This is a genomic window from Mesorhizobium sp. P2_A12 (assembly GCF_056405075.1).
The window spans coordinates 250831-266067 of sequence record NZ_JBFUCU010000002.1 but is presented as its reverse complement, the minus strand read 5'-3'; the positions used below and the strand labels follow the sequence as shown (position 1 = coordinate 266067).

General features: G+C 64.3%; 13 protein-coding genes and 1 pseudogene. 11 read left to right on the top strand and 3 right to left on the bottom strand.

All coding sequences use genetic code 11. The features are described 5' to 3' along the window. Window positions 1-327 precede the first annotated feature (327 nt). Window positions 328-1230, bottom strand: a complete 903-nt coding sequence (locus AC1DZU_RS06075; protein ID WP_477282705.1) for a GNAT family N-acetyltransferase — start codon at window positions 1228-1230, stop codon at window positions 328-330. Window positions 1231-1472: 242 nt separating this feature from the next. Here AC1DZU_RS06075 and argE point away from each other — a divergent pair, with 242 nt between their 5' ends. The 6 genes and pseudogenes from argE to AC1DZU_RS06045 all read left to right on the top strand — a co-directional run bounded on the left by argE (window position 1473) and on the right by AC1DZU_RS06045 (window position 8049). Next, window positions 1473-2597: an acetylornithine deacetylase gene (gene argE / locus AC1DZU_RS06070; protein ID WP_477282703.1), complete on the top strand. Its 1125-nt coding sequence runs from the start codon at window positions 1473-1475 to the stop codon at window positions 2595-2597. A gap of 11 nt (window positions 2598-2608) precedes the next feature. Continuing rightward, window positions 2609-3532, top strand: a complete 924-nt coding sequence (locus AC1DZU_RS06065) for a 2-hydroxyacid dehydrogenase (protein WP_477282701.1) — start codon at window positions 2609-2611, stop codon at window positions 3530-3532. Window positions 3533-3555: 23 nt separating this feature from the next. Further along, complete coding sequence (locus AC1DZU_RS06060) at window positions 3556-3909, top strand: cupin domain-containing protein (RefSeq protein WP_477282699.1); 354 nt, start codon at window positions 3556-3558, stop codon at window positions 3907-3909. 148 nt (window positions 3910-4057) lie between these two features. Further along, complete coding sequence (locus AC1DZU_RS06055) at window positions 4058-5521, top strand: aldehyde dehydrogenase family protein (RefSeq protein WP_477282697.1); 1464 nt, start codon at window positions 4058-4060, stop codon at window positions 5519-5521. Window positions 5522-5531: 10 nt separating this feature from the next. After that, a complete protein-coding gene (locus tag AC1DZU_RS06050; protein ID WP_477282695.1) occupies window positions 5532-6575 on the top strand; it encodes a tartrate dehydrogenase in 1044 nt (347 codons plus the stop codon). Between the two features lie 17 nt (window positions 6576-6592). Beyond that, window positions 6593-8049 (top strand): annotated as a pseudogene (locus AC1DZU_RS06045) (NAD-dependent succinate-semialdehyde dehydrogenase). Between the two features lie 38 nt (window positions 8050-8087). Here the strand turns inward: AC1DZU_RS06045 and AC1DZU_RS06040 are convergent. Together AC1DZU_RS06040 and AC1DZU_RS06035 are read right to left on the bottom strand one after the other, a co-directional pair. Beyond that, window positions 8088-9362 carry an NAD(P)/FAD-dependent oxidoreductase gene (locus AC1DZU_RS06040; RefSeq protein WP_477282693.1) on the bottom strand — a complete coding sequence of 425 codons (1275 nt, stop codon included), beginning with the start codon at window positions 9360-9362 and terminating at the stop codon, window positions 8088-8090. A gap of 16 nt (window positions 9363-9378) precedes the next feature. Further along, window positions 9379-10047 (bottom strand): haloacid dehalogenase type II, encoded by a 669-nt coding sequence (locus AC1DZU_RS06035; protein WP_477282691.1) that lies wholly within the window; start codon window positions 10045-10047, stop codon window positions 9379-9381. On the opposite strand from AC1DZU_RS06035, the gene AC1DZU_RS06030 reads away from it, so the two are divergent. From AC1DZU_RS06030 to AC1DZU_RS06010, 5 genes are all read left to right on the top strand, one after another. Beyond that, complete coding sequence (locus AC1DZU_RS06030) at window positions 10046-10186, top strand: hypothetical protein (RefSeq protein WP_477282689.1); 141 nt, start codon at window positions 10046-10048, stop codon at window positions 10184-10186. The two genes, AC1DZU_RS06035 and AC1DZU_RS06030, sit on opposite strands and share 2 nt — an antisense overlap. A 180-nt stretch (window positions 10187-10366) precedes the next feature. Continuing rightward, on the top strand, window positions 10367-11206 hold the full coding sequence (locus AC1DZU_RS06025) for a GNAT family N-acetyltransferase (RefSeq protein WP_477282687.1): 840 nt from the start codon (window positions 10367-10369) through the stop codon (window positions 11204-11206). Window positions 11207-11216: 10 nt separating this feature from the next. Continuing rightward, window positions 11217-12590, top strand: a complete 1374-nt coding sequence (locus tag AC1DZU_RS06020; RefSeq protein WP_477282685.1) for an aminotransferase class III-fold pyridoxal phosphate-dependent enzyme — start codon at window positions 11217-11219, stop codon at window positions 12588-12590. Between the two features lie 267 nt (window positions 12591-12857). Further along, complete coding sequence (locus AC1DZU_RS06015; protein WP_477283264.1) at window positions 12858-13550, top strand: HAD-IA family hydrolase; 693 nt, start codon at window positions 12858-12860, stop codon at window positions 13548-13550. A 64-nt stretch (window positions 13551-13614) separates the two neighbouring features. Further along, window positions 13615-15225, top strand: a complete 1611-nt coding sequence (locus AC1DZU_RS06010; protein WP_477244108.1) for an ABC transporter substrate-binding protein — start codon at window positions 13615-13617, stop codon at window positions 15223-15225. Window positions 15226-15237: the final 12 nt, after the last annotated feature.

Genomic DNA, 15237 nt, shown 5'->3' with positions numbered 1-15237 from the left:
TGATAAATAACAATAATGGTGGGCCCGGAGGACGTATCAAGAACGTTGATTTTATTTAGTTTTCGTGGGCCGAAATCAGAAATCTTTCCCGCATCGTTTCGTATGGTTCCGCGACGCTTCACCATCGAAACTCGGCTAATTCTATGACCCCTATTGATCCACGCGCCCTTAAGCAATCTGGAAGGCTGTAACACTTCCAGTTTGGTCTGCTGCGTTTGGTCCAGCATGGTTGCAAAAAAAGCCGTCTCGCCTCGATGTCGGTTCTGCCAGCTAGCGCCGCGATTGTGCCGGCGTGAACCGCAGCGCCGGCCCGCGCCCTGGACTAAACTACCCGAGAGTTTGACTGGCGAGGCCATAGGTCACCGGCGCAGATGCGCCGCCGACGGCAAAATCGGCGAGGCGTTTGCCCATCGACATGGTGAGAACCGTGTCGAAAACCGGCATTCCGCTGTGTGACAGAAAGGCGGCGAACTCGCCTTTGTCCATGTGGGTGTCGATGCGCAGGAAGGCCCCCGAATGGTCGGCCACGTGCGGCCGCACGATCGCCACGGCATCCGCGTCGCTTTCCGCCACAACCGGCCCCACGACATGGCCCCGCCCGAACGGCCGACAGAGCGCGAATGCGTTCAGCCTGCCATTCTTGAAAAGACCATAGCCGGCCGAGTGGGCGAATAGCTGTTCGACGAGCGCCGTCCGCCTCACGCCAAATCCTGCCGCGTCGAGCGCGATCGCAGCGGGAATATCCCTTGCGTCCAAAGTCCGGACATCGCCTCGAATATTTGCGGGCCTACCCGTCGTCGGCATGCGGGCGATGCCCTGGCATTGATAAACGGTCTTCTCCGGCTGGAAGTCGAGCGAGAGATAGAGCCGCCTTGCCGCGCGCGTTGCATTGAGGCGCAGATTACTGCCGACGACCTTGTCGAAGACCCGCTTCATCAGCCATTGCCCCGCCCCCAGGGTTTGGAGCCGCGGCGAGGTGATGACCATGCCCACGGTTGCGAAATCGGCACCATGCGCGAACCACATGGCCGAACCGAGAACCCGGCCGATCTCATCGAGCGCCACGAACCCCTCTCCCGACTCGCGCAGGAATTGCCAGTCCTCGGCGCGATGTGGCCATCCCACGGAGAGCGAGAGCGCGTGCAACAGGTCCAGCTCGACGCTTTCGATGTCGCCGACGCGCATCGAGAAGGTATCGATTTTCAAGCTTCCGGACGGCTTCAAGTCCATGCCCCTGTAAGATTATCGTACCAGAGGGCGACGCACCGATGGCCACCCTCTGCCCCTACCAACGCTAAACAAGCAGACCGGTACGATTTGCTCGAAAGCCGCGCACCAACGATAGATTCAACTGAAACATTTCCGCTTTCGGCACGCAATCGCGAAAGAACGCAGACATTCTCTGCGGAAATGTAGCAGCACACAATCGTCGGCATCGATCCCGGCGATCCCGATATGCTTTGAGGGCTGGAATGGACGTCTTCGACATCCTCGACCGTCTCGTCGCCTTCCCATCGGTCGCCGGCAAGCCGAACGGTGACATCGCCGACTGGATCGAGGCCTATCTCGCGGGGCACGGCGCGCAGGTCACGGTGCTGCCGGGGCCGGAAGGCGACCGTTCCAATCTTTTCGCGACGATCGGCCCTGCCGATGTCCCGGGCTACATACTGTCCGGCCACATGGACGTCGTCCCCGCCGGCGAACCGCAGTGGAGCTCGGCCCCTTTTGCGCTGCGCCGGGAGGGCGAGCGGCTCTATGGACGCGGCACCACGGACATGAAGGGGTTTCTGGCCGCGGTGCTCGCGGCCGTGCCCACGCTGGCGAAGCTGCGCCTTGCCAGGCCAATCCACTTTGCCTTCTCCTATGACGAGGAGGTGGGATGCCGCGGCGTGCCGCATTTGATCGCCCGCCTTGCCGAACTTTGCGCCAAGCCGCTCGGCGTGATCGTCGGCGAGCCAAGTGGCTTGCGCGCCGTGCGCGGCCACAAGGGCAAGGCGGCCGCCCGCGTGACGATCAACGGACGCTCAGGCCATTCCTCGCGGCCCGATCTCGGCCTCAACGCCATCCACGCCATGGCCGGTGCGCTGAGCACGGCCGTGAGCGAAGCTGAACGGCTGACGAACGGTCCGTTAGACCCTGCCTTCGAGCCGCCCTACTCCTCGCTGCAAGCGGGCGTGGTGGCGGGCGGACAGTCGGTCAACATCATTCCCGGCACCTGCGCGCTGGACCTGGAGGCGCGCGCCATTCCAGGCGTCGACCCGGCCAGCCTGCTCACACCGGTCAAGGCGCGAGCCGAGGCCCTTGCGGCCGAAGGCTTTCGGGTCGAGTGGACGCCGATGAGCGCCTATCCGGCGCTGTCGCTGCCGCAGGACGCGGCACTGGCGGCACTGTTAGCCGAGCTGACCGGCGAAGAGCCGCTTGCCGCCGTCAGCTACGGCACGGAGGCCGGACTTTACCAGGCTGCCGGGGTCGATGCGATCATCTGCGGCCCCGGCGACATCGATCGCGCCCACAAGCCGGATGAGTACATTCTCACCAGCGAACTCGCCGCCTGCCAGCGGTTGATCGAGGCGCTGGGCACCCGCTGCGCGGCTTAAGGGGAACCGGAATGGCATTCCTGTTCAATTCCGATGCGCGGCGCGGAGCGGTCTTCGCCGATGCCTTCGCCGAGGAACTGCCGGACGTCCCCTTCACGATGGATGGCGCGACGGTCGATCCTGACTCCGTACGCTATCTCATTACCTGGACCGCGCCAGAAGACCTCGCGCGCTACAGGAACCTGGAGATCCTGTTCTCCATTGGCGCCGGCGTAGACCAGTTCCGCCTCGATACCTTACCGGAACAAGTGAAGATCGTGCGCACGGTCGAGGAAGGCATCGTGCGCATGATGCAGGAGTATGTGACGCTGGCCGTGCTCGCCCTGCATCGCAACCTGCCCGCCTATCTCGCACAGCAACGCGCCGGCAAATGGCACGATATCCCGCAGCTCCAGGCCGGATCGCGCCGGCTCGGCGTGCTCGGCCTCGGGCAACTCGGCCAGGCCATCCTCGATCGCCTTAAGCCCTTCGGCTTTCCACTCGCCGGCTGGAGCCGCTCGCCGCGGCAGATCGAAGGCGTGACCTGTCATCATGGCGAACTTGGGCTGGGGGAGATGCTCGCGGCCAGCGACATACTGGTCTGCCTGCTGCCGCTGACCGAAGACACGCGCGGTTTCCTCGATGCCGACCTGTTCGCGAAACTGCCCAAGGGCGCGGCGCTCGTCCACACCGGCCGGGGGCCGCAGCTCGACCACGAAGCGCTTCTCGCCGCGCTCGACCGCGGCCACCTTTCGGCGGCGATGATCGACGTCACCGATCCCGAACCGTTACCGACGAGCCATCCGTTCTGGTCGCATCCGAAGATCATACTGACCCCGCATGTCGCCAGCGTCACCCAGCCCGCGAGCGCCGCACGCGCCGTCATCGAAAACATCCGACGCCACCGCGCCGGGCTCGACCCCATCGGGCTCGTCGACCGGTCGCGCGGCTATTGAAGTCCAACCTGAAAGGCCGTCCTTTGTCCCTGCTCAAAACCGTCGATACCAGCCCTGCCTTCCCGCCGCGCGAATCCAGGGCGCTGCCCGAGCGGCTGATAGCCGGCGACCCCGCCTTCAAGACCTGGGCGCAGGACGCCGCCAAGGACGATCTCGTCCATACCGGCGTCTGGGAAGCGACGCCGGGAGAGACGCGCTCGATCAAGGGCAAGACTTTCGAGTTCTGCCACATCCTTTCGGGCGTGATCGAGATCACGCCCGACGCCGGCGAGACGGTAACCTACCGCGCCGGCGACAGCTTCGTGATGAAGCCTGGCTTCACCGGTGTCTGGAAGACCATCGAAACGGTGCGCAAGATCTACGTCACGGTAGGGTAATGGGTCTGCGCGAGCCGCCGCCGCCGCAACAGATTTTGCCGTCCCTCATCGCCAGCACGCAACAATCATCCGCGACCGATCTTCGAACGGTGCATGCTGCGCCGTTGCTCGCGCTAGGGTCCTCCAGAGCAGCTGAAAGTGGGCGCCCATGGGCTTGAGCTTCGACCCGGATTCCGTCTCCCTTCCCGTCGGCCATTTCATTGGCGGAGAGCTGATCGCGGCCGAGAGTGCGATCGAGATGCGCCGACCCTCGGATGGCAAGGCATACGCCGCCAGCCCCGTAGCCGACGTCGATATGGTCGACCGTGCGGTGGAGAGCGCCAAGGCGGCGTTGAAGGCCAGCAACTGGGGCGGCGTCCGTCCACGCGAGCGCACCAGGGCACTCCAGGCCTGGGCCGACCTGATCGAGGCGGAAGCCGAAACGCTGGCAAAAATCGAGGCGCTGTGCTCGACGCGGCCCGTCGGCCAGCTCGTCGCTGGCGACATTGCCATAACCGCCGAGCAGATCCGCTTCTTTGCCGAATTCGCCGACAAGGAAGGCAGCGAACTGGTGCCGACCGACGACGCCAGTCTCGGCATGATCATGAGCGAGCCCTATGGCGTGGTCGGCGCGATCACGCCTTGGAATTTTCCCATCTCTATGGCCGGATGGAAGCTCGGTCCGGCGCTGGCCGCGGGCAATGCGGTGGTGCTGAAGCCGTCGGAAATGACACCCTTCTCGGCCGTCTATATGGCAGAGCTCGCCGTCAGGGCTGGCCTGCCGGCCGGGCTTATCAACGTGGTGCTCGGCGACGGTCCGACGACCGGCACGGCACTGACCGGTCATCCCGAGATCGCCAAGGTCAGCTTCACCGGCTCGACCCGCGCCGGCTCGGCCATCATGGAGAACGTCGCCCGCGCCGGCGTCAAGCCGATGACGCTGGAACTCGGCGGCAAGAGCCCGCAGATCGTCTTTGCCGATGCCGACCTGGAAAAGGCGGCGACGGCGATCACCGGGAGCGTCACCTTCAACGCCGGCCAGGCCTGCGTCGCCGGCACGCGCCTGATCGTCGAGAGGAGCGTAGCCGACAGGCTGACGGCCGCCATCCTGGAGAAGATGAAGGCGGTGCGGCCCGGCCCGACCTGGGATGAGGCAACCCACTATTCGCCGATCATCTCGGAACGGCAGCGGGCGCGTGTCGATAGCATCGTGCGGACCGCGATCCAGGCCGGCGGCGAATGCCTGACCGGCGGCGCCGCCATGGACAGCCCCGGCTATTTCTACGAGCCGACACTGATCGCCAATGTCGACCAGGCCAACCCGGCGATCGTCGAGGAAATCTTCGGCCCGGTCCTGACCATCCAGACCTTCAAGACCGAGGAAGAGGCGCTGGCGCTGTCCAGCCATCCGACCTACGGGCTGGCTTCCGGCCTGTTCACCTCCGACCTGTCCCGTACAATCCGCCTGGCACGCAGGCTCGAAGCGGGCACCGTCTGGGTCAACCGCTACAGCCGCTCGCGCGACCATATCCTGCCGACCGGTGGCTACAAGCGCTCCGGCATCGGCAAGGATCTCGGCCGCGAGGCCTATCTCGCCAACCGCAGGACCAAGAGCGTCCTGATCAGCCTCTAGAGAGATGCCGATGAAGTCCTACTCGATCGCTTTGATCCCCGGTGACGGCATCGGGCGCGATGTGACCGCCGCCGCCTGGGCGGTGCTGGAAACCACGGCCAAGAACTTCGGCTTTGCCCTGACGGGAACCGAGCTCCCCTGGTCCTGCCGCTTCTTCAAGGAGACCGGCCGCATGATGCCCGAGGACGGCATCGAGACCTTGCGCGGCTTCGACGCCATTCTTCTGGGCGCCGTCGGTTGGCCGGCGGAGGTGCCGGATTCGGTCTCGCTGCACGGCCTGCTGCTGCCGATCCGCAAGGCATTCGTGCAATACGCCAACATAAGGCCGCACCGCCTGCTGCCGGGCGTCACCGGACCGCTGCGGGCGGAAAACTTCGACATCCTCTGCATCCGCGAGAACACCGAAGGCGAATATTCGGGCGCGGGCGGACGCGTCCATCAGGGCACGCTGGACGAAGTTGCCGTGGAGACCTCTATCTTCACCCGCGCCGGCGTCGAGCGCATCCTGCGCTTCGGCTTCGAGCAGGCGCGGTCGCGCCGGCGCAAGCTGGCCTCGGTCACCAAGTCCAACGCGCAGAAATATTCGATGGTGTTCTGGGACGGCATCACGCGAAAGCTGGCCGCGGATTATCCAGACGTCGACGTCACCAGCTATCATGTCGACGCGCTCGCCGCGCGCATGATCATGGCGCCGGAGAGCCTCGACGTGGTCGTCGCCTCCAACCTGTTCGGCGACATACTGACCGACATCGGCGCGGCGATCCAGGGCGGGCTCGGCTACGCCGCCTCCGCCAACATCAACCCCGACCGCTCGGCGCCGTCCATGTTCGAGCCGGTGCACGGCTCCGCGCCCGACATCGCCCGTCTGGGCATCGCCAATCCGATCGCCACCATATGGTCCGGCGCCATGATGCTCGACCATCTCGGCGAAGCGGCCGCCGCCGGCCGGGTCATGCAAGCGGTCGAAGCGACAACGGCGCGCGGCATTGGAACCACTCCGGGCAAAGACAGAACGGAGGCCATCACCGCCGCCGTCGTCGCAGCGCTCTCCTGATTGCAAGGTCGTTTTCGATGAGAAACCTCAAAGACAAAAACCTCTTCCGCGAAGCCGGCCTGATCGGCGGTGAATGGGTCGCGGCCGCTTCCGGAAAGACGGTCGATGTCGTCGATCCGGCGACCCAGGCGGCGATCGGCACGGTGCCCGATATGGCCGGTCCGGAGACCCGGGCGGCCATCGAGGCAGCGGCGTCCGCATATGCTGGCTGGAAGAAGAAGACCAACGCCGAGCGCGCTGGCCTCCTGGAGGCCTGGCATGGCCTGATGCTCGCGCATCTGGACGATCTCGCCCTGATCCTGACGACCGAGCAGGGCAAGCCGCTGGACGAGGCCAAAGGCGAGATCCGCTACGGCGCGTCCTTCGTCAAATGGTTTGCGGAGGAGGCACGCCGCATCAATGGCCACACCATCCCCTCGCCGACGCCGGACCGGCGCATCATCGTGCTGAAGGAGCCGGTCGGGGTGTGCGGCATCATCACGCCGTGGAACTTCCCCAACGCGATGATCACCCGCAGGTCGCGCCGGCGCTGGCCGCCGGCTGCACGGTGGTGATCAAGCCATCCGAGTTCACGCCCTATTCGGCGCTGGCACTCGGCGTGCTTGCCGAACGGGCGGGCATCCCCGCCGGCGTCATCAACATCGTCACCGGCATGCCGGCCGAAATCGGCAACGAGATCATGGCGAACGAGACCGTTCGCAAGATCTCCTTCACCGGCTCGACACGGGTCGGTTCGCTGCTGATGCGCGGCGCGGCCGACAGCGTGAAGCGGCTCAGCCTCGAACTCGGCGGCAACGCGCCCCTCATCGTCTTCGACGACGCCGATCTCGATCTCGCCGTCGAGGGCGCGCTTGTCTCGAAATTCCGCAATGGCGGCCAGACCTGCGTCTGCGCCAACCGTATTCTTGTCCAGGCTGGGGTCTATGACGCGTTCGCTGCGAAGCTCACTGCTCGAGTCAACACCATGACGGTGGGGCCCGGCACGCAGCCCGGCGTCGCCATCGGGCCGATGATCAACATGGCGGCAGTCGAGAAGATCAACCGCCATGTCGAGGACGCACTCGCCAAGGGTGCTTCGATCATCACAACGAGGCCGGCATTGCCCGACGGTCCTCAGTATGTGGCGCCGCTGGTGCTGACCGGCGCCACAAAAGACATGCAGCTCGCCGCCGAGGAAACGTTCGGCCCGGTCGCGCCGCTTTTCCGGTTCGAGACGGAAGAGGAGGCGATCACACTCGCCAACGGCACGCCCTATGGGCTTGCTTCCTACTTCTACACCGAGAACCTGAAACGCGCCTGGCGCGTCGGCGAGGCGCTGGAGTTCGGCATGGTGGGGCTCAACACCGGCTCGGTCTCGATGGAAGTCGCCCCCTTCGGCGGCGTCAAGCAGTCCGGCCTCGGCCGTGAGGGGGCGCAGGTCGGCATCGAGGAATATCTCGAGATGAAGAGCTTCCACATGGGCGGGCTCAGCTGAGGCAATTTGGCTGAAGCCCTAGCGGGCTGGATCGACGATCACTGGATACGGTCGAGCGCCTTGTAATAGAGGCCGACCATCGGCAGGAACCAGGGCTTGCCGGAATAGCCGGGGATGGAGGGCCACTCGAGCCCCTTCATCGGATTGCGGTCTTCGCGGCCGAGCATGGCATCGGCCAGGATCATGCCGAGATGGGTGGAAAGCTGCGCGCCGTGGCCGGAATAGCCCATCGCGTACCAGACACCGTCATGGTAGCCGGCCCGCGGAAAACGGTCCTTGGTCATGTCGACCAACCCACCCCAGCAATAGTCGATCTCGACCTTGGCGAGCTGCGGAAAGATAGCCGCGAGGCCGGCCTGCAATATCTGTCCGCTCCTGGCATCGGAGCGCTGGTCCGATGTCGCCGAAAAGCGCGCGCGACCGCCGAAGATCAGGCGCCGGTCCGGTGAAAGCCGGAAGTAGTTGCCGATATTCATCGAGGTCACGCATGTCCGGTTACCGGGCATGGTCGCGGCGATCTCGGCGTCGCTCAATGGCCGCGTGGCGATGATGAAGCTGCCGACGGAGATGATCCTGCGGCGAAAATAGCCGAAATTCGGCGTGGTATAGGCGCCGGTCGCCACCAGCACATTGTCGGCGCTGATCCGGCCGCGGGAGGTCGTCAGCTCATGCCTGCCACCGACCTGCTTGCGGTCGGTCACCGCCGCGTTCTCGTGGATGATGGCGCCGTGGCGGGCGGCGGCCGTGGCCAGGCCTGCCACATAGCGGCCCATATGCATCATGGCGCTCTTCTTCGACAGCATCGCGCCGTGGAAGGGCGAGCCGATCTCGGATTTGAGGTCGGCCGCCGACAGCAGCGCCGTATCCGGATCCACTTCCGCATGGAGGGCTTCGAAGTTGCGGGCGATCGCTTCGAAATGCTGCGGCTTGGAGGCGAGCTTCAGCTTGCCGGCGCGGCGGAAATTGCAGTCGATGCCCTCTTCGGCAACCAGCGCCTCGATGGTGTCGACGGAGTCGTCGAGCGCGCGGTAGAGCGCGATTGCCCGTTCCTTCCCAAGCTCCGCCCTGGCCGAAAGATAGCTGTGGGCGAGGCCGTTGTTCAGGTGCCCGCCATTGCGACCGGATGCGCCCCAGCCCACCCGCTCCGCCTCCAGCACCGCCACCTTCGCGCCGGCCTTCGCCAGTTGGCGCGCCGCGGCGAGACCGGTGAAGCCGCCACCGACGATGACGGCGTCATAGTGCCCCTCGACCGGGCCTTGCGCTCCGCCGGAAAAGACAGGGGCGGTATCGTGCCAGTAGGAGATCAGTTTCATCGACGATCCGCCTGTTTTAAAGCCCGACCACTCCCGGAAGACCGGAAATGTCTGATATCTCGACATAGCCATAGTAAGGGTTTGCCGGTTCGTGGCCGCGATTGACCCAGACCTTGTTCTTGATGCCGAGATCGTGTGCCGACATCAGGTCGTAGCGGAACGAGGACGAGCAGTGAAGAATATCTTCCGGCCCGCAACCCAGCATGTCGAGCATGTACTCGAACCCCTTGAACCGGGGCTTGTAGGCCTGCGCCTGCTCGGCCGTGTAGACGGCGTGGAACGGCGCGCCGAGCTTCTCGACATTGAACATGATCTGCGCGTTCATGGCGTTAGATAGGATGACCAGCGGAATTTCCTTGGCGACCTTCGCCAGGCCGGCTGGAACATCTGCATGGGGGCCCCAGGTCGGGACACGTTCATAGACCAACCTGGCGTCGTCAGGGCTGAAGGCAACACCATTGCGCTTGCAGGCCCGCTCGAGCGCGTTGTGGACAACGTCGGCATAAGGCTTCCAGTCACCCATGATCTCGTCGAGCCGATAGGCGGCGAAGTTCTTGATGAACTCCTGCATACGCGGTTCGTCGAGCCGGCTGCCGTAAAGGTCTCGCGCCGCTTCCGCCATCTGGAAATTGGTCAACGTGCCATAGCAGTCGAAGGTGATGTATTTGGGCCTGAAAGAAGCCATGTCCGTCGATCTCCAGTGGAAGCACATTCGCGTTGGGATGTATTTCATCATAGGACGGGTGGCGGCGACCCACCTGACCGAAATCGCCCTCCCAAAAGCAGAAAGTTCCGTATCCACCATCCGGTTTGGCACGCTGTAGTATCTGGTGTGTCGAACGCGGCGCCGCGCGTGACGTGACGCGCGTCCGCCGTGGCGGGCGCCAGCACAAGATGCGGCGCACCCCTCGCGCTACGGCGAAAGATACCGCCGAAGCCGAAGCCTTCAGACGATTTGCGACGCGCCAATGGTCGAGACTTGAGGGCAGACGGAGGGATGCCTCATGCAGCAGGGCGAGATCGAGATTCAGGACTTCGGGCCGGACCATATCGAGGGAGCAGTGGCGCTTTCTCGCCAGGAGAATTGGCCGCATCGCCCGCAGGACTGGCAGATGGCGCTGCGGCTCTCCAGGGGCGTGGTCGCGCTCGACGACCAGGGCCGTGTCACCGGAACCATCCTGGTGACGCCCTACGGCACGGATTGCGCCATGATCAACATGGTGATCGTCGACAAGAACGTGCGTGGCAAGGGGCTCGGGCGCCGGCTCATGGATCAGGCCCTCGCCCTTGCCGGCGACCGTCCGCTGCGGCTCGTCGCGACGACTGACGGCATGCCTCTCTATGAGAAGCTCGGCTTTGTGTCCTCCGGCACGATCCGGCAGCATCAAGGTACGGTTGCAGCGCTCGGCGCACCCGATGGCGTGGAAGCAGCAGGCGCCGGCGATCTGCCTGACATCAAGACGCTGGACCGCGACGCCTATGGCGCCGACCGGGAAGCCCTGATCGATGCGCTGGCCGAACGCGGCCAATTCGCCGTTGTCCGCCGCAACGGCACCATCGAGGCCTATGCCGCGATCCGCCCGTTCGGACGCGGTGAGGTGATCGGACCGGTCATCGCCGAAAGCGCTGACACCGCGAAGGCCCTGATTGGCTTCTTCGCTGCGAGCCGCCCCGGCGCCTTTCTGCGCGTGGATACCGACAGCAGGACCGGCATTGCCGGTTGGCTCGAGGAAATCGGCCTCGCCCATGTCGGCGGAGGCGTGGCCATGGACCGTCCACCCAAGAACGGCGCGGAACAGGCCAGGCCAAAAGTTTACGCCCTCGCCAACCAGGCGCTCGGCTAGGAGGACAACAATGCTCGCCAATTCCCTGATCGAACTCGACCGCGCCCACCTCATCCATCCGGTCTCATCATATCGCGGCCATGAGGCGCTCGGCGTGCGCGTCTTGAAATCGGCGAAGGGCGCGACCGTGACCGATGCGTCCGGCAAGCAACTCGTTGACGGTTTTGCGGGGCTATGGTGTGTCAATGCCGGCTACGGCCACGACAGCATCGTCGAGGCTGCGGCCCGGCAGATGCGCGAGCTCCCCTACGCCACTGCCTATTTCGACCTCGGCTCGGAGCCGGCCATCCGCCTCGCCTCGGAATTGGCTGAGCGCGCGCCCGGGGATCTCAATCACGTCTATTTCACGCTCGGCGGGTCGGACGCGGTCGACAGCACCATCCGTTTCGTCCGCTACTACTGGAATGCCAGGGGCGAGCCGAAGCGAGACCAGTTCATTTCCATCGAGCTGGGTTATCACGGGTCATCGGTGGTCGGCGCTGGCCTGACCGCATTGCCCGCCTTTCACGCCGGTTTCGGCATTCCCTTCGAATGGCAGCACAAGATCCCCTCCCCCTATCCCTATCGCAACCCGGTGGGCGAGGACGCGAACGCGATCATCGCCGCATCGCTCGCCGCGCTGAAGGCCAAGATCGAGGAGATTGGACCGGAGCGGGTCGCTGCCTTCTATGCCGAGCCGATCCAGGGCTCGGGCGGCGTCATTGTCCCGCCGAAGGGCTGGATCAAGGCGATACGCGAACTCTGCCGGAAGTACGGCATCCTGTTCATCGCCGACGAGGTGATCACCGGCTTCGGCCGCACGGGACCTCTGTTCGCCTGCACGGAGGAGGACATCGTTCCCGACTTCATGACGACCGCGAAGGGGCTGACCTCGGGCTATGTTCCTATGGGCGCCGTATTCATGTCTGATCATGTCTACAACGTCATCGCCGACGGCGCGGGCGCTTCGGCGGTCGGCCACGGCTACACCTATTCCGCCCATCCCGTCAGCGCCGCCGTCGCGCTCGAGGTGTTGAAGGTCTATGAAGGCGGCCTGCTGGAGAATGGCATCAAGGCCGGCGCTCGCCTGATGGCGGGATTGGAAGGCCTGAGCGATCACCCGCTCGTCGGCGATGTTCGCGGTCGCGGGATGCTTGCCGCGATCGAACTGGTGGTCGACAAAAAGAAGAAGACACCGCTTCCCGCATCGGCCATGCCGGCGCGGCGCGTCTTCGACAGGGCGTGGGACAATGGCCTGATCATTCGTGCCTTTGCCAACGGGGTTATCGGCTACGCTCCCCCGCTCTGCTGCACCGACGACGACATCGATGCGATCATCGAGCGCACGCGCCGGACGCTAGACCAAACATTGGACGATGCTGATGTCCGCCAGGCCCTGGCATGACGGGCGACGAATACGGCGTGTTTCGAAATAGCGCCGCGGCAGACGATTTCGCAATTTTGTGCCGCCCCCTCACGCCTTTTCGGCGAATCCAGCGCGGGGGAAGTGCCAGACTGCTCATAAGACAAGGCCAGAAAGCTCGGATTTCCGGGCCTTCGAAAAGGGCCGACGCCCCGGACAGCACGGAATTTTGTTCTGTTCAACACCATGCAATTCGCCGCGCGCAGAGGAGAGCCAGTCTTGGCCAGGGGCTTTAGGGAATTCAAATACATGACCTTCGACGTCGTCGGCACGCTCATCGACTTCGAACGCGGCATTACCACCTGCCTGGCCGCGATTGCCGCCGACGCCGGTGTCTCCATCGATGGCGAAGCCGCGCTGGCCCTGTACCGGCAGGCACGCTACATGCCCGATGCGGGGCTGTTCCCTGACGATCTCGTGCGTGTCTACATGGTCATCGCGCCGCGGCTCGGCCTGCCGGCCGAGGAGAAATGCGGCGTCCGCCTGCGGGACTCCGCCAGCACCTGGCAAGGCTTTCCCGACAGCGCGGCGGCATTGGCCGAGCTTGCGAAGTCACACAAGCTGATTGCCATGACCAATGCCCGGCGCTGGGCGCTCAATCATTTCGAGAAGCAGTTGGGATCGCCCTTCTTCGCCACCTTCACCGCCGACGATACTGGAACGGAGAAACCGGATCCGGCGTTCTTCCAGAAGGTCTTCGATTTCGTCGCCTCCCGGGGTGACAGCAAGGACGACATCCTGCACGTCGCGCAAAGCCAGTATCACGACATCGGCATATCCCGGACACTTGGCCTGACCAACTGCTGGATCGAACGCCGGCACGCCCAGAAGGGCTATGGCGGCACGATCGAGCCGGAGCGCTTCACCGCGCCGGACTACCACTTCACCTCAATGGCCGCATTGGCGGCGGCCGTGCGGGAAAGCCTGAAGGAACGAATCTGAGCCCAAGCCCGGAAAGCCGCGACAAGACGAGCATCCCGACCAAACAACCAGAAAGGGGAATACCATGACCGACAAGATCACGAACTGGACCAGCGCAGACGATGCCATGGTCGAAAACGCCATCCGGCGGGGCGCGAGCCGCCGCGAACTTCTCAAGATGCTGTTGGCCGGCGGCGCCGCGGTTGCCGCGGGCAGCCTGGTGCTCGGCCGCGCCACCAATGCCGTCGCCGCCGAGCCGGTTTCCGGCGGAACTTTCAAGGCCGCCGGCTGGTCGTCATCGACCGCCGACACGCTCGATCCGGCAAAGGCTTCGCTCTCCACCGACTATGTCCGCTGCTGCTCGCTCTACAACCGCCTGACTTTTCTCGACAAGGGCGGCGTCACGCAGATGGAGCTCGCCGAGAGCTTCGACAGCAAGGACGCCAAGACCTGGACCGTGAAGCTGCGCAAGGGCGTCACCTTCCACGACGGCAAGGACCTCACGGCCGACGACGTCGTCTTCTCGCTGAAGCGTCATCTTGATCCGGCGGTCGGCTCCAAGGTCGCCAAGATCGCCGCACAGATGACCGGGTTCAAGGCGGTCGACAAGTCGACCGTCGAAATCACGCTCGCCGACCCGAATGCCGACCTGCCGACCATCCTGGCGCTGCATCACTTCATGATCGTCCAGGACGGCACCACGGACTTCTCCAAGGGCAAAGGCACCGGCGCCTTTGTGCTGCAAACCTTCGAACCGGGCGTGCGTTCGGTGGTCACCAAGAACAAGAACTACTGGAAGTCGGGCAAGCCCTATCTCGACTCCTTCGAGTTCATCGCCATCAGCGACGACAGCGCCCGCGTCAACGCCCTGCTTTCCGGCGACATCAATTTTGCGGCCTCGATCAATCCGCGTGCGATGAAGCTCATCGGCGGCCAGCAGGGCTTCGAATTGTCGAAGACGACTTCGGGCAACTACACCGACCTCAACATCCGGCTCGACATGGATCCGGGCAGCAAGGCCGACTTCGTGGCGGGCATGAAGTATCTCGTCAACCGCGAGCAGATCGTCAAATCGGCATTGCGCGGCCTCGGCGAAATCGGCAACGACCAGCCTGTCTCGCCGGCGAATATCTTCCACAATCCCGACGTCAAGCCGAAGGCTTTCGACCCGGACAAGGCGAAGTTCCACTTCCAGAAGGCCGGCCTGCTCGGCCAGTCCATCCCGGTGATCGCTTCCGACGCCGCCACCTCGTCGATCGACATGGCGGTGATCATCCAGGCCGCCGGCGCGGATATCGGCATGAAACTCGACGTCCAGCGCGTCCCGGCCGACGGCTATTGGGACAATTACTGGCTCAAGGCTCCAATCCATTTCGGCAACATCAATCCGCGCCCGACGCCGGACATCCTGTTCTCGCTCCTCTACGCTTCCAATGCGCCGTGGAACGAAAGCCAGTACAAGTCCGAGAAGTTCGACAAGATGCTCATCGAGGCGCGCGGCTCGCTCGACCAGGCCAAGCGCAAGGAGATCTACGGCCAGATGCAGGCTATGGTCTCCGAGGAGGCCGGCACCATCATCCCGGCCTACATTTCCAACGTCGACGCCCTCTCCAGCAAGGTGAAGGGTTTGGAAGCGAACCCGCTCGGTGGCATGATGGGCTATGCAATGGCGGAATATCTCTGGCTCGAAGCCTGAGAGAAGCCAGCC